The sequence below is a fragment of the Micromonospora sp. C28SCA-DRY-2 genome (assembly GCF_030519475.1).
In the GTDB taxonomy this organism is placed as follows: domain Bacteria; phylum Actinomycetota; class Actinomycetes; order Mycobacteriales; family Micromonosporaceae; genus Micromonospora.
Genome location: NZ_JAUMKD010000003.1, coordinates 444,537 through 465,937, shown reverse-complemented (window position 1 = coordinate 465,937; position 21,401 = coordinate 444,537). Strand labels below are relative to the sequence as shown.

23 protein-coding genes are annotated in these 21,401 nt (G+C 75.3%); 12 read left to right on the top strand and 11 right to left on the bottom strand.

The genetic code is table 11. From position 1 onward, the window contains the following. The first annotated feature begins 9 nt into the window (after positions 1–9). From Q3W71_RS15725 to Q3W71_RS15710, 4 genes are read left to right on the top strand one after another with little or no spacing between them, the layout of a single operon-like run. Complete coding sequence (locus Q3W71_RS15725; RefSeq protein WP_302920065.1) at positions 10–690, top strand: energy-coupling factor ABC transporter permease; 681 nt, start codon at positions 10–12, stop codon at positions 688–690. Further along, the gene (locus Q3W71_RS15720) at positions 687–1,007 is read left to right on the top strand and encodes an energy-coupling factor ABC transporter substrate-binding protein (protein WP_302920064.1); all 321 of its coding nucleotides are present in this window, start codon (positions 687–689) and stop codon (positions 1,005–1,007) included. The genes Q3W71_RS15725 and Q3W71_RS15720 overlap by 4 nt, the downstream gene beginning before the upstream one ends. Continuing rightward, the gene (gene cbiQ, locus Q3W71_RS15715; RefSeq protein ID WP_302920063.1) at positions 1,007–1,750 is read left to right on the top strand and encodes a cobalt ECF transporter T component CbiQ; all 744 of its coding nucleotides are present in this window, start codon (positions 1,007–1,009) and stop codon (positions 1,748–1,750) included. Before Q3W71_RS15720 ends, cbiQ begins: the two co-directional genes overlap by 1 nt. Next, a complete protein-coding gene (locus Q3W71_RS15710) occupies positions 1,744–2,589 on the top strand; it encodes an energy-coupling factor ABC transporter ATP-binding protein (protein WP_302920062.1) in 846 nt (281 codons plus the stop codon). The genes cbiQ and Q3W71_RS15710 overlap by 7 nt, the downstream gene beginning before the upstream one ends. On the opposite strand, the gene Q3W71_RS15705 is transcribed toward Q3W71_RS15710, so the two are convergent. From Q3W71_RS15705 to Q3W71_RS15675, 7 genes are all read right to left on the bottom strand, one after another. Then, positions 2,561–4,036, bottom strand: a complete 1,476-nt coding sequence (locus Q3W71_RS15705; protein WP_302920061.1) for a PepSY domain-containing protein — start codon at positions 4,034–4,036, stop codon at positions 2,561–2,563. The two genes, Q3W71_RS15710 and Q3W71_RS15705, sit on opposite strands and share 29 nt — an antisense overlap. 149 nt (positions 4,037–4,185) lie before the next feature. Further along, positions 4,186–6,336: a cytochrome c oxidase assembly protein gene (locus Q3W71_RS15700; RefSeq protein WP_302920060.1), complete on the bottom strand. Its 2,151-nt coding sequence runs from the start codon at positions 6,334–6,336 to the stop codon at positions 4,186–4,188. A 119-nt stretch (positions 6,337–6,455) separates the two neighbouring features. After that, positions 6,456–7,046 (bottom strand): copper resistance CopC family protein, encoded by a 591-nt coding sequence (locus tag Q3W71_RS15695; RefSeq protein WP_302920059.1) that lies wholly within the window; start codon positions 7,044–7,046, stop codon positions 6,456–6,458. A gap of 15 nt (positions 7,047–7,061) precedes the next feature. Next, the gene (locus Q3W71_RS15690) at positions 7,062–8,294 is read right to left on the bottom strand and encodes a Dyp-type peroxidase (RefSeq protein ID WP_302920058.1); all 1,233 of its coding nucleotides are present in this window, start codon (positions 8,292–8,294) and stop codon (positions 7,062–7,064) included. Then, positions 8,291–8,881 (bottom strand): copper chaperone PCu(A)C, encoded by a 591-nt coding sequence (locus Q3W71_RS15685; protein WP_302920057.1) that lies wholly within the window; start codon positions 8,879–8,881, stop codon positions 8,291–8,293. The genes Q3W71_RS15690 and Q3W71_RS15685 overlap by 4 nt, the downstream gene beginning before the upstream one ends. A gap of 95 nt (positions 8,882–8,976) precedes the next feature. Continuing rightward, positions 8,977–9,735: a zf-HC2 domain-containing protein gene (locus Q3W71_RS15680; protein ID WP_302920056.1), complete on the bottom strand. Its 759-nt coding sequence runs from the start codon at positions 9,733–9,735 to the stop codon at positions 8,977–8,979. An 88-nt stretch (positions 9,736–9,823) separates the two neighbouring features. Then, complete coding sequence (locus tag Q3W71_RS15675) at positions 9,824–10,393, bottom strand: sigma-70 family RNA polymerase sigma factor (RefSeq protein ID WP_302920055.1); 570 nt, start codon at positions 10,391–10,393, stop codon at positions 9,824–9,826. 385 nt (positions 10,394–10,778) lie between these two features. Between Q3W71_RS15675 and Q3W71_RS15670 the strand changes: the two genes are divergently transcribed. From Q3W71_RS15670 to Q3W71_RS15645, 6 genes are read left to right on the top strand one after another with little or no spacing between them, the layout of a single operon-like run. Next, the gene (locus Q3W71_RS15670; RefSeq protein WP_302920054.1) at positions 10,779–12,371 is read left to right on the top strand and encodes an ABC transporter substrate-binding protein; all 1,593 of its coding nucleotides are present in this window, start codon (positions 10,779–10,781) and stop codon (positions 12,369–12,371) included. Beyond that, positions 12,338–13,387 carry an ABC transporter permease gene (locus Q3W71_RS15665; RefSeq protein ID WP_302920053.1) on the top strand — a complete coding sequence of 350 codons (1,050 nt, stop codon included), beginning with the start codon at positions 12,338–12,340 and terminating at the stop codon, positions 13,385–13,387. The genes Q3W71_RS15670 and Q3W71_RS15665 overlap by 34 nt, the downstream gene beginning before the upstream one ends. Continuing rightward, a complete protein-coding gene (locus Q3W71_RS15660; RefSeq protein ID WP_302920052.1) occupies positions 13,380–14,258 on the top strand; it encodes an ABC transporter permease in 879 nt (292 codons plus the stop codon). The genes Q3W71_RS15665 and Q3W71_RS15660 overlap by 8 nt, the downstream gene beginning before the upstream one ends. Next, a complete protein-coding gene (locus tag Q3W71_RS15655; protein WP_302920051.1) occupies positions 14,255–15,259 on the top strand; it encodes an ABC transporter ATP-binding protein in 1,005 nt (334 codons plus the stop codon). Before Q3W71_RS15660 ends, Q3W71_RS15655 begins: the two co-directional genes overlap by 4 nt. Beyond that, entirely contained in the window at positions 15,256–15,981 is a 726-nt protein-coding gene (locus Q3W71_RS15650; protein WP_302920050.1) for an ABC transporter ATP-binding protein, read from the top strand. The genes Q3W71_RS15655 and Q3W71_RS15650 overlap by 4 nt, the downstream gene beginning before the upstream one ends. Before the next feature lie 57 nt (positions 15,982–16,038). Then, positions 16,039–17,022, top strand: coding sequence for a hypothetical protein (locus tag Q3W71_RS15645; protein ID WP_302920049.1), 984 nt, complete (start codon positions 16,039–16,041; stop codon positions 17,020–17,022). Positions 17,023–17,140: 118 nt separating this feature from the next. On the opposite strand, the gene Q3W71_RS15640 is transcribed toward Q3W71_RS15645, so the two are convergent. The 3 genes from Q3W71_RS15640 to Q3W71_RS15630 are packed head-to-tail and all read right to left on the bottom strand — an operon-like array spanning position 17,141 to position 19,324. Further along, entirely contained in the window at positions 17,141–17,755 is a 615-nt protein-coding gene (locus Q3W71_RS15640) for a response regulator transcription factor (RefSeq protein WP_302920048.1), read from the bottom strand. 7 nt (positions 17,756–17,762) lie between these two features. Then, the gene (locus Q3W71_RS15635) at positions 17,763–18,881 is read right to left on the bottom strand and encodes a sensor histidine kinase (protein ID WP_302920047.1); all 1,119 of its coding nucleotides are present in this window, start codon (positions 18,879–18,881) and stop codon (positions 17,763–17,765) included. Positions 18,882–18,895: 14 nt separating this feature from the next. Then, positions 18,896–19,324: a DUF6069 family protein gene (locus Q3W71_RS15630; RefSeq protein ID WP_302920046.1), complete on the bottom strand. Its 429-nt coding sequence runs from the start codon at positions 19,322–19,324 to the stop codon at positions 18,896–18,898. Positions 19,325–19,481: 157 nt separating this feature from the next. Here Q3W71_RS15630 and Q3W71_RS15625 point away from each other — a divergent pair, with 157 nt between their 5' ends. Together Q3W71_RS15625 and Q3W71_RS15620 are read left to right on the top strand one after the other, a co-directional pair. Beyond that, on the top strand, positions 19,482–20,033 hold the full coding sequence (locus tag Q3W71_RS15625; RefSeq protein ID WP_302920045.1) for a DUF5872 domain-containing protein: 552 nt from the start codon (positions 19,482–19,484) through the stop codon (positions 20,031–20,033). Between the two features lie 311 nt (positions 20,034–20,344). Further along, on the top strand, positions 20,345–20,935 hold the full coding sequence (locus Q3W71_RS15620; protein WP_302920044.1) for a hypothetical protein: 591 nt from the start codon (positions 20,345–20,347) through the stop codon (positions 20,933–20,935). A 41-nt stretch (positions 20,936–20,976) separates the two neighbouring features. Here the strand turns inward: Q3W71_RS15620 and Q3W71_RS15615 are convergent, their stop codons facing one another. After that, on the bottom strand, positions 20,977–21,339 hold the full coding sequence (locus tag Q3W71_RS15615; RefSeq protein ID WP_302920043.1) for an ADP-ribosylation/crystallin J1: 363 nt from the start codon (positions 21,337–21,339) through the stop codon (positions 20,977–20,979). Positions 21,340–21,401: the final 62 nt, after the last annotated feature.

Below are 21,401 nucleotides of genomic sequence, written 5' to 3'. Positions count from 1 at the left end.
GGTCGTTCCATGCATATCGCCGAGGGCTATCTGCCCCCGGTGCAGGCCGCGGCGTGGTTCGCGGTGTCCGCACCGTTCGTCGTCCATGGCAGCCGGACGCTGGTCCGGCAGGTGCGCCGGGATCCGGATTCGAAACTGCTGCTGGGAGCGGCGGGCGCCTTCACGTTCGTGCTGTCCGCGTTGAAGATCCCGTCGGTGACCGGGTCGTGTTCGCACCCCACCGGCACGGGGCTTGGCGCTGTGCTGTTCCGGCCACCGGTGATGAGTGTGCTGGGCGGCATCGTGCTGCTGTTCCAGGCGGTGCTGCTGGCCCACGGCGGGTTGAGCACACTGGGCGCCAACATCTTCTCGATGGCGATCGTCGGCCCGTGGGTCGCCTTCGCCGTCTACGCCCTGGTCCGCCGGGCCGGTGGCGGGATGGACGTGGCAGTGTTCGCCGCCGCGGCGCTGGGTGACCTCGCCACGTACTGCGTCACCAGCGTCCAGTTGGCGCTGGCGTTTCCCGACCCGGCGGCCGGGTTCGTCGCCGCGCTGGCGAAGTTCGGCGGGATCTTCGCCGTGACCCAGATCCCGCTGGCGATCAGCGAAGGGCTGCTCTCCGTGCTGGTGGTACGCCTGCTGACCCGGACCAGCGGGGACGACCTGCGCCGGCTCGGGGTGCTGCCGACGCCGGCGGAGGTACGGGCATGAAGCGCTTCACCCGGACGAACCTGGTGCTGCTGCTCGCGGTGCTGGCCCTGGCGGTGGCGCCGGTGGCACTCGGACTCGGGTCGGGCGACGAGCCCTTCACCGGGGCGGACGCCCTGGCCGAGCAGGCGATCGTGGACGACCACCCGGACTACGAGCCGTGGTTCGCGCCGATCTACGAGCCGCCGTCCGGCGAGGTGGAGTCCGCGCTCTTCGCGCTCCAGGCCGCGCTGGGCGCCGGGTTCCTCGGCTACTACTTCGGGGTCGCCCGGACCCGGCAGCGGCAGCGGAGCACCGCCGCCGAGCAGCCGCGCGAGTAGTGTTCGCGCTCGACGTCGCGGCGCACACCGGTCCCTGGCGGCCGCGGCACCCCGCCGAGAAGGCGCTGCTCTCCCTCGGGCTGCTGGCCTGCGCGGTCGCGCTGCCGCCGTGGCCGGGTGCGGTGCTGTCGGGCGGGGCCGCCGCCACCCTGCTGCTCGGCCCCGCCAGGGTGTCGCCGGCCGTGCTGCTGCGGGCGGCCCGGGTGCCGCTGCTCTTCGTGGCCACCTCGACCGTGCCCCTGCTGGTGACGATGCCGGCGCCGGCCCGGCTGGCGGTCGACCCGGCCGGCCCGGCGCTCGCGGCGCAGACCGCCGGACGGTCGGTGGCGGCGTTGGCCTGCCTGCTGCTGTTCAGCGCCACCACCCCGCTGTCGGAGGTGCTGCCCCGGCTGCACCGGCTGGGGATCCCGGCGGCGGTCACCGAGGTCGCCGCGCTGACGTACCGGATGCTCTTCCTGCTCGTGGACAGCGTGCGCGCGGTCCGGGAGGCGCAGGCGGCGCGGCTCGGCTTCCGGACCTGGCGCACCGCCTACGCGTCCCTCGCCGGGCAGGCGGGTGCGGTGTTCGTCCGGGCGTTCAGCCGCGCGCGGCGGCTCGAGGAGGGGTTGGCGTTGCGCGGATACACCGGATCGCTCGCGGTGCAGGTGGAAGCCCGCCGGATGTCACCGCCGTTCGTGGCGGCCACCGTGGGTTTGCTCGTGACCATCGTCGTCGCCACCGCCGTCGCGGGGTCGCGGTGGTGACCGGCCCGCTGCTGGAGATGGCCGGGGTGCACTACGCCTACCAGCCGGGCCGCCCGGTCCTGACCGGCGTCGACCTGCGCGTCGAGGCGGGCCGGCGGCTGGCTGTGGTCGGGCCCAACGGCGGTGGGAAGACCACCCTGTTCAAGCTGGCGGCCGGCGCGCTGAGGCCCGGCTCCGGGCAGGTCACCGTCGCCGGCCACCGGTTACGGCACACCCGGGCCGGGCTGCGCGCGCTGCGGCAGCAGGTCCAGCTGGTGGTGCAGGACCCGGACGACCAGCTCTTCTCCGCCAGCGTCCGGCAGGACGTCTCGTTCGGACCGGTCAACCTCGGGCTGCCCGCCGAGCAGGTCCGCCGGCGCTGCGACGAGGCGCTGGCCGCGCTCGGCGTCACGGCGGTCGCCGACCGGCCCACCCACCTGCTCTCCTACGGCCAGCGCAAGCGGGTGGCCATCGCCGGCGCCGTGGCGATGCGGCCCCGGCTGCTCATCCTGGACGAGCCGACGGCCGGGCTCGACCCGGCCGGGGTGGAGGCGTTGCTGCGGACGCTGGACGACCTGCACGCCGCCGGCACCACGGTGGTGCTGTCCACCCACGACCTCGACCTCGCGTACCGCTGGGCGGACACCATGGCCGTGGTGACCGGCGGTGGGGTACGCACCATGCCGACGGCGGACGGGATGGCCGACCCGCGGCTGCTCACCGCGGCCCAGTTGCTGCCCGCCTGGGCCCCGCTGGTGCACCGGCTGCTGGACCGGGTCCCCGGCCTGGCCGGGAACCGGCCCCGCTCCGCCGCCGAACTCGCCACCCTGCTCACCGGCGACCCCGAGCGGGCGCCCTGACGCCGGCCGCCGGGACGGGAGCGGAGCGGCGGCGTCGGCGGGCTACCGCACCGAGGATCACGTCGACGACGAGGAAACCGAGCAGGGTGACGCCGAACCAGGGCAGCGCCCAGCCGACGGCCACCGTGAGCGGCACGCCGAGCAGCAGTGCCCAGACCGGCAGCCGCCGTACGCCGCCGCGGGCGGGCGGAGCACCGAGCGGGAAACGCCGCTCGGCACGGGTGGGGCGGCGCTGCCACCACATCCGGTATCCCCAGACGATCACGCAGAGCAGGCCGAGGGCGAGCGCGGCGAGCAGGATCTGGTTGACCGGGCCGAACAGCACGCCCATGTGGGCCTGGATGCCGAGGCTGGTGAGCTGGGCCAGCAGCGGCCAGTCGGCGAAGTCGCTGCGGGCGGTGACCGTGCCGGCGACCGGATCGACGGCGACCCGGTCCTTCGCGACGGGCCAGGTGTTGTCGGTCTGGGTGACCGTCCAGGCGGTACCGGCCGTCTCGGCGGGGATGATCTCCACCGGGCCGGCCAGGCCGGCGTCCCGGGCCACGGCCAGCACCCGGTCGTAGGTCGCCGGGTCCACGGCCGCGGCGGCGGACGCGCCGTGGTGGTGCGCGCCGCCGGCGTCCGCCGGGGTGCCGGTGAGGCTGGTGGAGAGCTGCGGGGTGCCGGCGCGCAGGGCCGCCAGGCCGGCGCTGAAGTTCGCGCCGGCGTAGCGGGACCAGGTCAGACCGGTGGCGGAGAGGAAGAGCAGGCCGACGACGAGCCAGACCCCGGTGGTGGCGTGCCAGCCCCGGGTGCGCCGTACCCCCTTGCCGGCGGCCAGGTCGGGCACGAGCAGGTGCCTGGCGCGGGCACGCGTGGGACCGCGGCGACGCCACCACAGGACGATCCCCCCGAGGACGAGGACCCACAGCCAGCTCGCGGCGAGCTCGGAGTAGTGCCGGCCGAGGTCGCCCAGGTGCAGGTTGCGGTGCAGGTCGTCCAGCCAGGTGGTGGCGGGGGTGGCGCCGAACCAGGTGGTCAGCTGCCCCTTCACCGCGCCGCTGTACGGGTCGACGTAGACGGTGTGTTGCCGGTCGCCGAGGTCGGGTTGGGAGAACACCACCCGGGTGGTCGTGTCGCCGATGCCCGGCTGCACGGCGGCGAGGGTGCCGCCGGGGTGCGCGGCGCGGGCCGCGGTGATCTGCACGGCGAGCGGCTGGGGTGGACCGCCGACCGCGGTGGCGGTGAGTTCGTCGCCGTAGAGGGCCCGGTCCAGCTGCGGGGTGATCGTGTAGGCGAGGCCGGTCAGGGCGGCGACCAGCAGGAAGGGGGCGACCAGGATGCCGGCGTAGAAGTGCAGCCGCGTCAGCAGCGCGGCGAAGGGCGCCAGCCGCCGTGCAGGCTGCGCGGTGCCCGCCGGGGCGGCAGGGGAGTCCGGCGCGTCTTCGGGCAGTTCGGTCACCGACATGGACCACTCCGATCGGAATTCACGGGTTCTGGTTGCGGTTGACTCGTGCCCGTCGAGCCATCTCGGGGTTGCCCGGTCGCCGTCTCCCGGTCGAGTAGTCGGGTCGATGCCTCAGGAAGTTCCCGGTCGACCGCTCGGGTCGGTGCGGCTCATCCGTCCGCGGCGCCCTCGGCCTGTCGTGCCGCGCCGTCGGCCTGTCGTGCCGAGCGGTCGGGCTGCGGTGCCGCCCGGTCGGCCTGGCTGGCGGCGGCGAGGAAGGCGTTGTAGCGGGCCAGGTCGTCGACCTCGCCGGTCTCCTCGGCACGGTCGGCCGCCCGGTCCAGGCGGGCCTGTTCCCGCTGGTCGGCGCGGACCCACTGGCGCACGAGGACGACCATGACGACGGCGGCCGGGATCTCGCCGAACGCCCAGGCGATGCCGGCGCCGAGTCGCTGGTCCTCCAGCAATGAGGACGCCCACGCCGGATGCACGGCCAGGTACCAGTCCGGGGCGATGACCGTGGTGGTCTGCATCAGCACCAGGCCGAAGAAGCCGTGCGCCATCATCGCCGCCAGGTGGACGATCACCAGGATCGGGTACGACACCCGCGGCCGGCCCGGGTCGACGCCGATGAGCACCCAGAACAGCAGGTAGCCGGCGATGACGAAGTGGACGAGCATGGCCAGGTGCCCGACGTGCGAGCGCATCAGGGTGCCCAGCAGGTCGCTGAAGTACAGGGCGAAGAGGCTGCCCGCGTAGCCGCCCAACGCCACGAGCGGGTGGGTGAGCAGCCTGGCGGGCCGGCTGTGCAGTGCCAGCAGCAGCCACTCCCGGGCGCCCCGCACGTCGGGGTCGGTGGGGCGGCGCAGCGCGCGCAGGGCCAGGGTGACCGGGGCCCCACCGACGAGCAGGATCGGCACCAGCATGGAGAGCACCATGTGCTGCACCATGTGCGCGCTGAACAGCACGTACGCGTACCGGGCCACGCCCAGGGTGGTGACCGCGGCGAGCACCGCCAGCCCGCCGAGCCAGCTCGCGGTGCGGGCGGCCGGCCAGCGGTGTCCGCCCCGGCGCAGCCGCCACACCCCGGCCAGGTAGCCGGCCGCGCCCACCGCGACCGCGCTCAGCACGAACAGGTCCGGCAGCGGCTGGCCCAGCAGTCGTCCGGGCGTCGGCGCGGCGGGCATCGGGAAGCCGAGCAGCTCGGTGATCGGATCGGCGTCGACCGGGTCGGCCGCCACCGGCGTGGGACTGCGGGACAGCGCCACCGCCAGTCCCAGCACCGCCGCGAAGACGACCACCTCGCCGGCGGCCAGCCGGGCGAACGCGCCACGCCGCCCCGAGCGCAGCGCCGGCAGGGTGGGCGCCCGGTGTGCCGCGCCGACCGCGCCCAGGACCGCCAGCGCGGCCAGCTTGCCGAGCACCAGCCACCCGTACCGCGACCGCCACAGCTCCTCGACGCTGCCGAGGCGGACGGCGGCGTTGACGGTTCCGCTCACCGCGACGGCCACGAAGCAGCCCAGCGCCAGCCGGCTGTAGCGACCCACCGCGTCGGCGAGGTGCCGGCTCCGGCGCACCATCAGCAGCGCCACCAGCCCACCCACCCACAGCGCGGCGGCCAGGACGTGCAGCACGAGGCTGGAGACCGCGACCTGGTGGTTGCCCGCTCCGGCGGCGTGCCCGGTGAACGCCGGCGGCACCACCGCGACCATCGCCACCAGCGCCGCGGCGGCGGCCAGGCCCCGTGACACGCCCACCCGGGCCAGCACCGCCACGGCCAGCGCCAGGCCGGCCTGGAGCAGCAGGGCCTGACCCTGCGAGATGGCGGTGGCGAAGCTGACCACGCTCGCGGCGCCCAACCGGCCCGCCGGCACCCCGAGCACGTCGGACACGGTGAGCACGATGAGCACCAGGGCGGCCGCCGCCCAGGCCGCCGCGGCCAGGCCCGCGCGGCGCAGCAGCAGCCAGCCGTACGGGGACACGCTCGGTCCGTCGCCGGGCAGCAGGAAGGCCGCCGTCACCGTCAGCCCCACGGTCACCGTGGCCAGGCCGTCGACGAACAGCCGGACGGCCGGCAACGCCCAGGCCGTCACCGGTCCCGGGTCCGGCAGGCCGGGGATCGCGGCCACCAGCGCGTCGCCGACCCGCAGCGCCAGCACCAGGACGGCCACCGCCGACGCCAGGGCGGCGGCGGTCACCAGCGCGTCCGGGCCGGCCGACCGGCGTACGGCCGGTGGCGCCGCCGGTCCGGCGCCCGCCGCCGCGCCGCCGGTGGGCGCGGAGCGGTGCTGACGGGTGGGGCCGGAGGCGATGTCTGGCACGTCGGAGACCTCGGTGTCGGGGCGGTCGGCGGCAGCGCGGTCGTGGGTGGTCGCCGGGCCGCGGACCGCGGGGTCGGGGTTGGTCGGTGGCGGCGGGTTCACCGGTGCCGCGCCGGCGGTCAGGACGCGGTGCGGCGTCGGCGCAGCAGCACCACCGCCCCGGCGACGAGCGTCGCCAGCAGGAGCACGCCACCGACCAGGGCCGGTGCGCCGGGTCCGCGATCGGGGTCGCCGGTCGCCGACGCGGGGCTGACCGACGACGGCTCGGCCGCCGGCGCCGAGGGCGTCGTCGCTGTGCCGGCCTGCGGGCCCGCGGTGGCGGAGGGGTCGGCGACGGTGAACCGGTACGAGCCCTGCACCGGGTGCCCGTCGGCGGAGACCACCCGGTAGGCGACGGTGTAGGTGCCGTTGGCCAGCGGCTCGTCGATCGTCACGGTGCCCGTCGCCCCGGTGACGGTCGGCCCGCTGGCGGGGATCCTGTGCTGGGCGGCGTCCGAGATCGCGATGGTGGTGAAGGCCGGGTTCAGCTTCTCCACGAACTCGAGCGTGATCCGCGTCGGCGCCGTGGTGAGCCGGGCGTCCCGGGCCGGGGTGGCGGCCTTCAGCGTGTTGTGCGCGGCGGCCGGCTGGGCCGGTACGAACAGCGCCGCGACGGCGGCCAGCGTGGCGGCGAGCAGGCCGGCGACGGACCGGCGGGCGTGGGTGTGCATGGTTCTCCTGTCGGGTCAGCCGAGCAGTTGCTGGCCGATCCAGCCGCCCTCGGGGCAGCCGGGTGGGATCGCGAAGACGGCGGAGCCGATCGGGGTGGTCCACTCGTTGAGCAGGTCCCGCTCGGCGAGGCGCCGTTGGATGGGCAGGAACTGACGGGCGACGTCGGCCTGGTAGGAGGCGAAGATCAACCCGCTGTCGGCGGTGCCGTCCGCCGTCGGGACGCCGTCGTAGTTGTACGGACGGCGCAGGATCTTCAACCGGTCCTCACCGACCCGGGCACGGGTGAGGTGCGAGAAGTCCGGGATGACGGTGAGCCCGTCCGGCCCGAGGGCGGCGAAGTCGGGCTCGTCGCGCTCGGCGGTGCCGGTGAGCGGAGCGCCGGTGTCGAGCCGGCGGCCCACCGCCAGCTCCCGGTCGGTACGGCCGAGCAGGTCCCAGGTCTCGAGGTTCATGCTGATCCGCCGCAGGACCAGCGTGCTGCTGTCGCGCAGCCACGGCGGCCCGTCCGGCACCCACACCGCCGTGTCCAGGGGTGCGCCCGGCTCCGGGTTGGCGGTGCCGTCGAGCTGACCGAACAGGTTGCGCTGGGTGCGTCCCGGTTCGGCGCCGGCCGCCCGCCGGAAACCCTGCTGCACCCAGGCCACCGTGGCGAAGGGTCGACTGTCCTTCACCAGCACGCGCTGGGCGTGGGCGACGGTGACCGGGTCGTCGGCGCAGATCTGCAGCAGCAGGTCCCCGCCCGACCAGCGTGGCTGGAGGCGGTCGATGCCGAACCGGGGCAGGTCGGCCACCGACGGCGGGCGCCGGTCGTCGAGGCCGGCGGCCCGGTAGAGGCCGGGGCCGAAGCCGACGGTCACGGTCAGCCGGGCCGGCAGCAGCCCGAGTTCCGGTTCGGTGTCGGCCAGGGCGGGCCGGCCCTGGGTGAGCCGGGCGGCGTCGTCGGTGAGCAGCCGCAGCATCCGCCCGAGCGCCGCCCGGTCGGTGCCCGGCCGGAGGGTGAACGCGACGAACGCGGCGTGCGCCTGCGGGTCGGTGGCGACACCGGCCTGGCGGGGCCCGTGGAACGGCTCGACAGCGGTGCCGACCCGCGCCACCGGGACCGCCGGGACGGGGCGTACCGCCGGGTCGTCGGATCGGGCGGCGGCGGTGACGGCGGTGGCGCCGGCGAGCGCGCCGCCGGCGGCCAGGGCGCCGCCGGTGAGCAGGCCCCGCCTGCTCACCGGCCGCGCCGGGGAGCGCTCGGTCATGACGCCGGGCTCGTGCTCGTCCCGGGCGTGGCGCCGGGGGCGGACATCGGCGCGCCGTGGCCGGGGTCGTAGCTCTCCTGGGCGCCGGTGAACGGCTTGGCCACCGCGGTGAACGTCTGGGTGCGGCCGTCGGCGAAGGTGAGGGTGAAGGTCAGCTCGTCGCCGGCCCGGACCGGCCGGGTGAGGTCCATCAGCATCAGGTGGTCGCCGCCCGGTTCGAGCACGTGGCTGCTCTTCGCCCTGACCACGATGCCGCCCGGCTTGGCCCGCATGACCATCCTGCCGTCCTTCATGGTCATCTCGTGCAGCTCCATCGGGGACACGTCGGTGGCCGCGGCGGTGATCGTCACGTCGGTGACGCCGTCGTTGACCAGCGTCCCGAACGCGGCGGTCATCCCCGTGTCGGCCGCCTTCACCCACGGGTCCCGGACTCCGAGCACGCCCGCGGCGGGGCTCGGCGACGCGGAGACCGACGGGCTCGGGGCGGCCGGCGCGTCGCCCGCGCAGCCGGCGGTGGCCGCGGCCAGGAGGGCGGTGGCGAGCAGGACGGCCGGGCGCGGGCGCCGGACGCTGACGGTGCTGGGCATGGAGGTCCCCTCGAAAGGTCGATGTGGCGTGGTGGTCGGCCCGGCGGGCCAGGAGGCTCCGCAGGGTGTGGTGTGCGTGTGGGTGGCTGGCCGGGTCAGGCCGCCGTGCGGTCCCGGCGGTACGCGGACCCGGGGTGGGGTGGCGGCAGCAGCCGCAGGTTGGCCGGCGCGGGGATCTCGTCCTCGGCCGGCAGCCGCCAGCGGCTCTGCGGCGAACGGCCGCGCTCGGACGGGCCGTCGGGCCGTCGGCCCGACCGGGACATGGCGACCACGATCGCGTAGCCGGCGAGCAGGAAACCGTGGCTGACCAGCCGTGCGGTGTCCACCCGCCCGATCACCAGGTCGTTGACCGACAGCAGCACCAGTGTGCCGACGAACGCGCTCAGCATCGGCACCAGACCGGTCGGTCGGGTGCGCCGGGCGGCCACGAACAGGAACCCCGCGCCGACGGCGACGTTCCACGCCGCCGACTCGTGCCACAGGTGCCCCGACGTCAGCGCGCCGGCCGCCGAGTGGGCGTGCTCGTCGGCCGCACCGCGCCCGATCTGCGCCAGGCCGAGCAGGAGTTGCAGGGCCCCGATCAGGCCCAGCACGGCCCGCAGGGTGAGCACGAGCCGGTGCCGCCGGCGGTACGGCGCCGGTGCGGGCAGGGCGGCGAGGATGGCGTCGGTGCGGTCGTCCCCGGCGACGGTGACCGACAGCCGGGCCCGGCGGGTCACCGCGGCGGCCCGGTCGAACCAGGTCCGGCAGTCGGCACAGCCGGCCAGGTGGGTCTCGGCCGCGGTCCGCTCCGCGGGCGTCTCCTCACCGTCCAGCTGGGCCGACAACACCTCGCGCCACTGCTCACACCTCATGTACCGGTAGTCGGCCCGGCGGCGGCGTTGGTTCCCGGCTGGTGCCGGGAAACCCGGTATCGACGCAGGTCAAAGCCGGTGCGCCGGGTCATCCGGCGGCGTCGTCGCCGCGGCGCGAGCCCGGCGCGGTCCGGTTGTCCACCGCGGCGACGAGATCTTCCCGGGCCCGGGCCACCCGGGAACGGATGGTGCCGACCGGGCAGTCGCAGACCGCCGCCGCCTCGGCGTAGGGCAGGCCGAGGACCTGGGTGGCGACGAACGCCTCCCGCCGTTCGGCGGGCAGGGCCGCGATCAGTTGCTCCAGTACGACCTGCCCGTCGAAGCCGCTGCGGGAGACGTCGAGGTCGTCGTAGCCGTCCGACATCGGCACCGTCCGGGGACGCGACGTGACGGTGCGGACGTGGTCCGCCGCGACGCGGCGGGCGATGGCGAGCAGCCAGGTCCGCGCGGACGAGCGTCCGGCGAACGACGGCAACGACCGGAACGCCCGCAGGAAGGTCTCCTGGGCCAGGTCGTCGGCCTCGGTGGGGGAGACCAGGGCGGCGAGGAAACGTCGGACCTGCTGCTGGGTCGCCCGGACGAATCGGGCGGCGGCGTCCTGGTCGCCCCGCCCGGCGGCCAGCGCGCACGCCGTGATCTCCGCCTCGTCGTCAGTCATCCGGCGCCTCCGGGTCGGTCCCGCGGCGCCGGCAGGGCGAGGTCGGACGGGTGGTCCCTGGCTGCCGACCGTGCACGTGTCACCTGGGCTCCTTGCTCCACACGTCCGCGCCGACCGCCTCGGACCGCACGAGGTGGCCGGTGTGGCCACCGCTCGTTGGTCGCAGCCCGGGCCCGTCGAGTTCCCGGCGATGACGAAATCAGCGCTCGGCCGGTCACCACCCCCGCGTGATCTTGATCATGCGGGGACTCGCCGGAGGCTTGTTGCCAAGGTTTGGCAACTGAGGAAGAGTGGCGATACCCGGGTCCGCGGTCGGCGCGCACCGGTGCCGAGCCGCCGACGTCCCCAGCCCGGCCGTCGCACCCGCACTCGTCAGGAGCACGTCATGGGTAAGCCGCTCTCCGCGCGCGTCACGGCCCTGGCCGTCGCCACCGCCCTCGCCGTCGCCGGCTGCTCGTCGGCCACCTCGCCGGCCGGCACCAACGCCGGCGGCACCTTCGTGGTGGCCACCGGGGGCGAACCCGAGACGTTGAACCCGGTGCTGAACTACGGCGTCGACGGCGGATCGCTGATCTTCGACGGCCTGGTCGCCCGGGACGGGCGCAACCAGCTGGTGCCGGCGCTGGCCCGGGAGCTGCCCGTGGTGTCCGCGGACGGCCGGACGGTCACCGCGAGGTTGCGCGACGGTGTGCGGTTCCACGACGGCGCCGCGCTGACCGCGCAGGACGTCGTCTTCACCTACCAGGCGGTGCTGGACCCGAAGGTCGACTCGACGCTCCGTTCCGACCTGGACATGCTCACCTCGGTCACCGCGCCCGACCCGTCGACCGTCGTGTTCACCCTGAAGTACGCCTACGCGCCGTTCCTGCAGCGGCTGACGCTGGGCATCGTGCCGGCGAAGGCGTTCGCCGGGCAGGACGTCAACCGGGCCGAGTTCAACCGCAAGCCGGTCGGCACCGGCCCCTACCGGGTGACCTCGTGGGTTCCGGGCGACCGGCTCGTGCTCGCGGCGAACGAGAAGTACTGGGGCGGCAAGCCGGCCAACTCCGGCGTCGTGGTGGCCTTCGTCGCCGACGACAACGTGCGCGCGCAGCGCATGCGGGCCGGCGAGTTCGACGCCGCCGAACTCGCTCCGAAACTGGCCGCCGGCTTCGACGGGCAGCCCGGCCACCGGGTGCACCGGGTGCCCACCGCCGACTACCGCGGCGTGATGCTGCCGATGGGCAACCCCGTCCTCGGCGACCCGGCGATCCGCCGGGCCCTCAACGCCGCGGTCGACCGGCAGGCGATGGTCACCGGAGTGCTCGGCGGAGCCGGGGAGCCCGCGTTCGGGCCGGTGCCGCCGTCGTCGGACTTCGCCGAACCGTCCATCGCCGGCAAACCCGCCGCCGACCTCGCCACGGCCGCCGCCGTGCTCGACGCCGCCGGCTGGCGGCCCGGCCCGGACGGCGTGCGGGTCAAGGACGGCCGACCGGCGGCGTTCACCCTGATGTACCCGGCCACCGACAGCCTGCGCAAGGAACTCGCCCTGGCGGTGACCGCGGACGCGAAGAAGGCCGGCATCACGGTCACGCCGGAGGGCCTGACCTGGGACGCGATCACCCCACGGATGAAGACCGACGCGCTGGTCATGGGCTACGGCACCCCGTACGACCCGGACTTCGTCTCCTACAAGCTGTTCGGCTCCGCCCTCGCCGGCCAGGGCTTCTTCAACCCCGGCCGGTACGTCTCCCCCGTGGTGGACAAGGCGTTGCAGGACGGCCGGGACAACGCCGACCCGGCCACCCGCAAGGCCGCGTACGCCACCTTCCAGAAGCAGCTCGCCACCGACCTGCCGTGGGTGTTCCTCACCTACCTCCAGCACACCTACGTGGTGCGGGACGCGGTGGTCGGGGTCACGCCGCGGGTGGAGCCGCACGAGCACGACGTGGCCAACAGCCTCTGGTGGAACATCGACACCTGGACCCGGACGTCGTGACCGCGGCCGGTCCCGTCCGCGGCGCCCGCCGCTCCCGGCGGCTGGCCGGCGCCGGCGCGGTGATCCGCCGCCGGCTGCTGGTCGCCGTCCCGGTCCTCGCCGCGACCAGCGCCGGCATGTTCGCCCTCGGTGCGGCCTCCCCGATCGACCCCGCCCAGCAGTACGCGGGCGCGGCCGCGTTCACCACCAGCGAGGAGAACCTGGCCCAGATCCGCGCCAACTGGGGCGTCGACGACCCGCTCCCGGTGCAGTACGCCCGCTGGGTCGGCAACCTGCTCCAGGGTGACCTCGGCTGGTCGACCAGCCGGCACGAGCCGGTCACCGCCGTGCTCGCCGCGCGGGCCGGCTGGACGCTGCTGCTCGTCGGCGCCGCCCTCGTCCTCGTGCTGCTGGCGAGCCTGCTGCTCGGCACGCTGGCCGCCTACCGGCGGGGCGGCTGGTTCGACCGGGCCCTGCGCGCGAGCGCGTACGCGGTGCAGTCGATGCCGGTGTTCTGGCTCGGGCTGGCCGCGATCGCGGTGTTCGCGCTCAGCCTGGGGTGGCTGCCCGCCGGCGGCCTGACCGACATCACGACCACCGGCACGGACCCGGCCGACGTGGCCCGGCACCTGATCCTGCCGGTGACCGTGCTGGCGCTCTCCCAGGCGCCGTGGTTCGTGCTGTTCATCCGCGACGCCGTCGCCGACAGCCTGCGCGACGACCACGTCCTCGCCGCCCGCGCCCGCGGCCTGCCCGGCCGCACCGTCCTGTTCGGGCACGCCCTGCGTACCGCGCTGCTGCCGTTCCTGACCCTGGTCGGCACCCACCTGCCCGAGCTCGTCGGCGGCGCGGTGCTGGTGGAGACGGTGTTCTCGCTGCCCGGCCTCGGCGCGGTCACCGTGCAGGCCGCGCTGGGCAGCGACTTCCCGCTGCTGGCCGCGACCACCCTGGCCACCACCGTCGTGGTGCTGACCGCCAACCTGCTCACCGACCTCGGCTACGCCGCCGCCGATCCCCGGGTACGCCTCGATGACTGACCTCGCCGCCCCGTCCCGCCTCCGCCGGCCCCGCCGGCCGGTGCCCCGTACCGGCCGTGCCGGAGTCGCCGTCGCCGCCGTCGTGCTCGCCGGCGCCGTCGCCGCCTGCCTGCTGGCTCCCGTCCTCTGGCCGCTCGACCAGAGCGCCGTCGAGCTGGGCGCCATCCGGCTCGCCCCCTCCGGGGAGCATCCGGCCGGCACCGACGACCTGGGCCGCGACGTCCTCCACCGCAGCCTCTACGGGCTGCGGATCTCCCTGCTCGTCGGCGCGATCGCCGCGCTGGTGGCCACGGTCATCGGCGGCTGCGTCGGTGCGGTCGCCGGCACCGTCGGCGGTTGGGTCGACCGGGCGCTGATGCGCGTCGTCGACACCATCGCCGCCCTGCCGCACCTGCTGCTGGGCATCTTCGTCGTCGCGATGCTGCGCCCCAGCCTCGGCGCGGTGATCCTGTCCATCGGGCTCACGCACTGGCTGTCCACCGCGCGCATCGTCCGCTCGGAACTGCTCAGCCTGCGGACCCGCCCGTTCATCGACGCCGCGATCTCCGGCGGTGCCAGCCGGGCCCGCGTGCTCACCCGGCACCTGCTGCCGCACGTGCTGCCCCGCCTCGCGTTGGCGACCACGCTGATGGTGCCGCACGCCGTCTGGCACGAGACCGCGCTGTCGTTCCTCGGTCTCGGCCTGCCCCCGCACCTGGCCTCGCTGGGCAACATGATCAACGATGGGCAGCGGTCCCTGCTCACCGGCGCCTGGTGGGCCAGCCTCACCCCGGGCCTGGTCCTGATCGTGGTCACCCTCGCCCTGGCCACCCTCACCGGCCGCTGGCGGGACCGCCTCGACCCCCGCGTCCGAGCGGAGCTGAACCTGTGACCGCCACCCCCACCCACGCGCCCGCCGCCACCGGCGACACCCCGGAGTGGCCCCCGTTGCTGGACGTCGACGGCCTCACCGTCCGCTTCCAGCTCCGCGACGCCGTCGTGCACGCCGTCACCGACCTGCGCCTGGCGATCCGACCCGGCGAGCTGCTCGCCGTCGTCGGCGAGTCGGGCTGCGGCAAGTCCGTGCTCGCGCACGCCCTGCTGGGCCTGCTCCCGGGCAACGCCACCGTCACCGGCCGGGCCCGCCTGCACACCGCCGCCGGCGCCGTGGACCTGCTCGGCTGCGGCGAGCGGCACCTCGCCCGGCACGTCCGGGGCCGCGCCGTCGGGCTGATCCCGCAGAGCCCCGCCACCGCCCTCACCCCCGTGCGCACCGGACGCCGGCTGCTCACCGAGACCCTGCGCGCCCACGGCCACAGCCGCGCCGCGGCGTCCGACGCCGCGGTCCGGCTCGCCGCCGACGTCGGCCTCGAACCCGCCGACCTCGACCGCTACCCCCACGAACTCTCCGGTGGCATGGCCCAGCGACTGGTCACCGCGCTCGCCCTGGCCCCGGATCCACCACTGCTGCTCGCCGACGAACCCACCACCGGCCTGGACCGGCCACTGGTCGACCACACCCTCGACCTGCTGCGCCGGCGCTGCGACACCGGCGCCGCGGTCCTGCTCATCACCCACGACCTCGCCGCCGCGCGCCGGGTCGCGGACACCGTCGCCGTGATGTACGCCAGCCGCGTCGTCGAACACGCACCCGCCGACGCGCTGTTCACCGCCCCCGCCCACCCGTACGCCGCGGCGCTGCTCGACGCGCTGCCCGACCGGGCGTTCCGACCGGTTCCCGGCCACCCGCCCATGCTCACCGACCTGCCCGCCGGCTGCGCCTTCGCGCCCCGCTGCGGCCACCGCACCGACGCCTGTCACACCCAGCCGGACCTCGCCCGCGTCGCGACGAGCCGGGTCGCCTGTCACCACCGGATCGGAGCACCGACATGAGCGACGCCGGGCTGGCCGCCCGACAGGTCACCGTCAGCTACGGCCGGCAGCGTGTCCTCGACGGCGTCGACCTGCACATCGCCCCGGGCGAGACCGTCGGGCTGCGCGGCCCCTCCGGCAGCGGCAAGTCCACCCTCGCCCGGGTCCTCGCCCTGCTGCACACCCCCGAGGGCGGCCACGTCAGCATCGACGGCGTGCCGATCCGGGGAGCCCGCCACCGCGTGCCGGCCGCCGTGCGGACCCGGGTGGCGATCCTGTTCCAGAGCCCGCGCGCCGCCACCGACCCCCGGCTCAGCCTCGCCGACATCGTCGCCGAACCGCTGCGCGCCACCGGCGTTCCCGCCCCGGCCGTCCGCGCCCGCACCACCGAACTGGCCGACCTCGTCGGGCTCACCCCGGACCTGCTCGGCCGCCGGCCCCACGCCGTCAGCGACGGGCAGCTCCAACGCGCCTGCCTCGCCCGGGCCCTCGTCCACCGGCCCGACTACCTGATCTGCGACGAGGCCACCGCCATGCTCGACGCCTCCACCCAGGCCCACGTCGCCGCCGTCATCACCGCCTATCAGCGGGAGCACACGGCAGGGGTCCTGCTCATCACGCACGACACCGCCCTGATGAGCCGGTGGGCCAGCCGCGGCGTCGACCTCGCCGCGCGGCCCGCGTCCCCGGCGCGGCCGGGATCGGCCGACCACCGGGACCGGGCCCTGTCCCGACGATCCTGAGGCTCCGCCGCGGCAGGCGGGGTGGACGGTGAATTGTGTTGATCTTATGATCGCCCGATGTTCGGACTCTTCCGCAAGCCGCCCGCCCCGGACATCGACCTGGCCCAGGCCGACCTGGACCTGCGCGCCGCGCGTGACCGGGCGCTCGCGGGTGACTGGCCGGCGGTCCGGGGCCTGATCGCCGCCACCGGCCGGGACTGGGAGCTGCGCGGACGCCGGCTCTCCGTGCTGGGTGGCGCCGCCGGGCAGGCGCCGCACTGGCTGGACGCCTGGGAAGCCGCCGTGCCGGACGACCCGACGGTCGCGGTCCTGCGCGCCGACGCCCTGATGGACCAGGCCGGCGAGGCCCGGGGCTACGCCTCCGCGCGCAACACCACCCGGGAGCAGTTCCGGGAGTTCGAGCGGCTCTCCGCCCTCGCCGCGCAGGCCAGCGAGCGCGCGGTGAAGCTCAACCCCGACGACCCGTACCCCTGGGTGACCCGGATGGCGTCGACGCTCGCCAACGGCCACCGGCAGCGCGAGGAGTTCCGCGCGGCGATGGACGAGGCGGTCGCGCGCGACCCGGACAACTTCGAGGCGCACCTGATGGCGGTGACCTTCTACTGCGAGAAGTGGTACGGCTCGCACGAGCAGATGTTCGCCGCGGCCCGCGAGCCCGCCGCCGCCGCGCCCGCCGGCTCGTCGGTGGCGATGCTGCCGCTGCTCGCCCACTTCGAGTACGCCCTGCGCGAGTACGGCTTCGACACGCGGGCGGAGTCGCTGGGCGCGAAGGCGGACTACTTCCACCGGCCGGAGGTGATCCGGGAGATCCAGGCGTGCGCCGCCAAGTGGCGCGGAGCCGGCGAACCTCGCCTGATCGGTCGGGGGATCACGCTGCGCCACTGGCTGGCGCTGGCCAACTACCTGGCCGGGCACGACCGGAAGGGCACCAGGGCGCTGCTCGGGCAGATCGGGCCCTACCTGGGTAGCACCGCCGTCTACGGCTACTTCTGGGTGCGCCAGACCGAGGGCTTCCGCGCCGTCCGGGAGTGGGCCGGCTGAACCTGGCCGGGACGGGGCGCTCGCGGTCGACGTCGGTTCGACCGCCGGCGGCCCCGTCCGGCCGGCGACGCCCCCGCGACGGTGATCGCCTCCCGGCGGCGGGACGCGCGACGATCCCTCAGAGCCAGCCCTGGTCGCGGGCCCGCCGGTACGCCTCGGCCCGGTTGCGGGTGTCCGTCTTGCCGATGGCCGCCGACAGGTAGTTGCGGACCGTGCTCGGCGACAGGTGCAGCCGCGCGGCCAGGTCGGCGATGGTCGCGCCGTCGGCGGAGGCGGCGAGCACCTCCCGCTCGCGTTCGGACAGCGGGTTGGGGCTGGCGCCGAGCGCCCGCGCCGCGAGCTGCGGGTCGACGACGATCTCGCCGGCGAGCACCCGGCGGATGGCCGCCGCCAGGTCCTCCACCGGGTCGTCCTTGACCAGGAACGCCCTGGCGCCGGCCTGGAGCGCGCGCCGGAGGTAGCCCGGCCGCCCGAACGTCGTCACCACGATGACGGCGCACGAGGGGACGGCCCGCAGCAGATCGCCGATGACGTCCAGGCCGCTGCGCCCGGGCAGCTCGATGTCGAGCAGGCAGACGTCCGGCCGTACCCGCTCGACCGCCGCCACCACCTCGTCGCCGCGGGCGACCTGGGCCACCACGGTCAGGTCGTCCTCGAGGTCGAGCAGGGTGGCCAGGGCCGAGCGCATCATGCCCTGGTCCTCCGCGATGAGCACCCGTGTCGTCCGGTCCATCGCGGGCCTACCGGGAGTCCACGGGTACGGACGCGGCCAGGCGGAAGCCCGCCGGTGTCCGGGACGCGGTCAGCTCGCCGCCCAGGTCCTCGACCCGTTCCCGCAGGCCGTGCAGGCCGCTGCCCTCCGCAGCGGCCGGGCCTTCCCGGCCGTCGTCCACGATCTCCACGGTCACGGTCGAGCCGTCCGAGGTCACGGCGATCCGGCAGGTGCGGGCGCGGGCGTGCCGCAGGACGTTGGTGGTTCCCTCGCGGACCACCCAGCCGAGCAGGGAGTCGACCTCGGCGTCGAGGGGGACCGACGGCGGGGTGAGGTCGACCCGGACGTTGCCGGCGGCCAACGCCGTCCGGGCACCGGCCAGCTCGTCCGCCAGCCGCACGCTGCGGTAGCCGGTGACCGCCTGGCGCACCTCGGTCAGCGCCCGGCGACCGGTGGTCTCGATGTCGCGGGCGTGCGCGGCCGCGGCGGCCGGGTCGCGCTCGGCGAGCCGCCGTACCGCCTGCGCGCTCACCACCATCACCGACAGCGTGTGGCCGAGCAGGTCGTGCAGGTCGCGCGAGAAGCGCAACCGTTCCTCGTCGACGGCGGCGCGGGCGAGGCGCTCGCGGGTGCGGCGCAGCTCGGCGGCGACGTCGAGCAGGTGGTAGACCAGGAACGTGCCGACGCCGCCGAAGAACGTCGCGAAACCCAACGACAGCGCGGCGTCGACCGAGCCGGTCTCCAGGCCGACGGCCAGCGCGCCGCTGATCGTCAGGGACGCGATCGTGCCCGGCGCCCAGCGCGGCCGGACCGCCACCGCCACCGCGATGGCGAGCAGGGGGAACACGAACTGCCGGTCGGTGCGCCAGAGGACCAGGTACGCGGTGACGAGCAGGAGGAGCACGGCCAGCACCGCCTCGGCGCGCCACCTCGGCGTCCGGGACCGGAAGGGCAGCCACACGGCGTACGCGTAGCCGAGGCCGATGGCCGCCACGTGACCCGCCCGCGCCACCCGACCGTCGGCCAGGGCGGCCACGAGGGGCGCGGTGAGCAGGAGCGGCGCCCAGACCAGCGCGAACCACGGGCCGGGGTGGCGGGCGAACCACGCCACCGCCGGCTGCGGCTCGGTGCAGTAGGTGTCGCGCATCGGTGTCGGTCCGTTCAGCCGGCCGCGGTGGCGGCGTCCGCCCCGGGTGCGAGCCCGAGGATCAGCGTCGTCCCGACGGCCACGTGCATGGCGATCAGGCCGGCGAGCACGCCGCCGGTCGCCCCGGACGACAGCGGCCCGAGCAGGGACAGCGCGAGCACCGTCCACGCCGTGATCCGCCATGCCCGTCGCCCTCGCCGCAGCCGTCGCTCCAGGAACGCTAGCAGCGCCCATCCCGCGGCACCGACGACCAGGGCGGCGACGACGATCGAGGCCGGCCCGACGGTTCGGGTCGCCGCCGACTGGCCGACTGTCAGGTCCAGTCCGGCGAGCGGGTCGCACACCAGCCAGACGGCGAGGCCGGCGATCACGGCGAGCCCGAGCGCCGCCGCTCGACGGCCCCACCGCGCGGACGGCCGAGGCCGGGTGATGGTCTGTGTCATGGGATCCCCTTTCGGATGTCGTCGTCCGACGCGCTCGACGCTACGGAGGCCGGCCGGTCCGCCGGCAGGCCGAGGAATCCCGTTCCGGGCAGGACGAATGTCCCGGGGCCGCGCGTCGTGGAGGTATGTGCCGGCGTGCCCCGGGTAACCGGCCGGCATGGCGCGGTACACCAAGCCCGAACTCAGGGAGCAGATCAAGGAAGAGATCCAGGCATCCGACCGGGGCGGCCGGCCGGGTCAGTGGTCCGCCCGCAAGTCGCAGCTGCTCACCAAGGAGTACCAGCGGCGAGGCGGGGGCTACCTCGGCCCGAAGGACGAACGGCAGAAGTCGCTGCAGCGCTGGGGCAACGAGAAGTGGCAGACGAAGGAGGGCGGCACCCGGGCGCGCCGCGGCGGCGAGACGAGTCGTTACCTGCCCAAGCAGGCGTGGGAGCAGCTCTCCGACGCGGAGAAGCGCGCCACCGACGCCAAGAAGCGCCGGGAGTCGAAGTCCGGCAGACAGTTCGTCGCGAACACCGGCCCGGCCAGCCGCGCACGCAGGAACGCCTCGGCGGCCGCGCGGCTGTCGGAGATGACGGTCGCCGAGGCGGCCAAGCTCGTCCGCACCCTCGACACGGGCCAGCTCCGGAACGCGCTGCGCCGCGAACGGGACGGTAGGGCCCGTAAGACGCTCCTCCAGCGACTGGAGACGGAACTCGCGCGCCGCTGACTCACCTGCGCGTCGGGTGCGCTCCACACGCGCGACCCCGGGACCGGCTGGGGAAGGTCGCGCCGTTGCTCGCCCTGGACGTGGGGCGGCGGAGTTGCCCGCATCGCGGCGGCCCCAGCGGTCGCTCCGTCGGAGATCCGGGCGACGGCGCCGCCGCTCGCCCCGGTGGTCGCACCCGCTTCGGTTCGGCCGCCCGAAGGTGGGTCGACCGTCCGGGGAAGTGGCCCGGGCGCGGGTGGCGAAGGTGCTTCAATCGGAACAAGAGCACCAATGTTAGAAAACCGGACACGTTCGTCGTCGAGGAGCTGGAGATGCCGCTGACCGCCACCGACAACCACGCCGTCGCCCAGGCGGTGCACGACATCGGGTCCGCCCTCTGGTTCGGCGGGACCGTGATGGGCGTCGCCGGAGTCAACAAGTCGGGCAGCGACCTGCGGGACGGCATCGACCGCATCCGGGTCGCCGAATCGGCGTGGGGACGGTTCGGGCCCGTTCAGTGGCTCGGCATCGGCGCGACCCTGCTCGCCGGCGCCCAACTGGCCCGGGTGGGTGGGCGGCGGATGGCGTTGCAGAAGGGTTTCGGGACGGTGGGGGCGGTGAAGGCCGGGCTGGCCGTAGCGGGCGCCGCCGCCAGCGCCTACGCCGCCTACTGCGGAAGTCGGATCGGCCGGCTCGCCGAGGAGGCGCATCGACGCGGCGACACCGTCGAGGTGCGCGACGCGACGATACCGACGTCGCGGACGCCGTCGGAGATCGCCCGCTGGCAGCGGCGGCAGCGGCTGACCCAGTACGTGGTGCCGGTGCTCGCCGGGGCGAACATCGCCTGCGGCTCGTACCTGGTGCAGTCGTACCGGATGGGCGCGACCGGCAGGGGAGTGCTCCGGCGGCTGCTGCCGGACTGACCTCGGCTCGGGTGGGGCCGGCCCGGCGATCAGTCGGCCGGTCAGCCCGTCGGCTCGACCGGCCGGAACTCGTGGACCACCTCGATCGGCCCGACGATGTGCCGGTTGAACTCGTCCAGCTCCTCGGCCGGCACCCACAGTTCCAGGATGTCCCGTCCGCCCGCCTGCCGGACGGGGTAGCGGGCGGCGAACGCGCGGTCGACGTGGAACCGGGTGACGTAGCCGACGCCGGAGGCGGGCACGTTCCAGTCCCGGGCGATCATGATCGCGTACTGCTCGTTGAGGACGGGGTAGAAGATCGGCTGGTCGGGCAGGCGCGGCGGCCACGCCGTCCACCCCGAGGCGCGGACGAGGTCGAGCTCCTGCGGGCCGGTCGGCCGCCACATCGTCATCGTCTCCGTCACCACGCGCTCCCTCCTCGGTCGAGGCACCGTACCGGCCGGCTCGCGGCGCGGACCAGCGGATT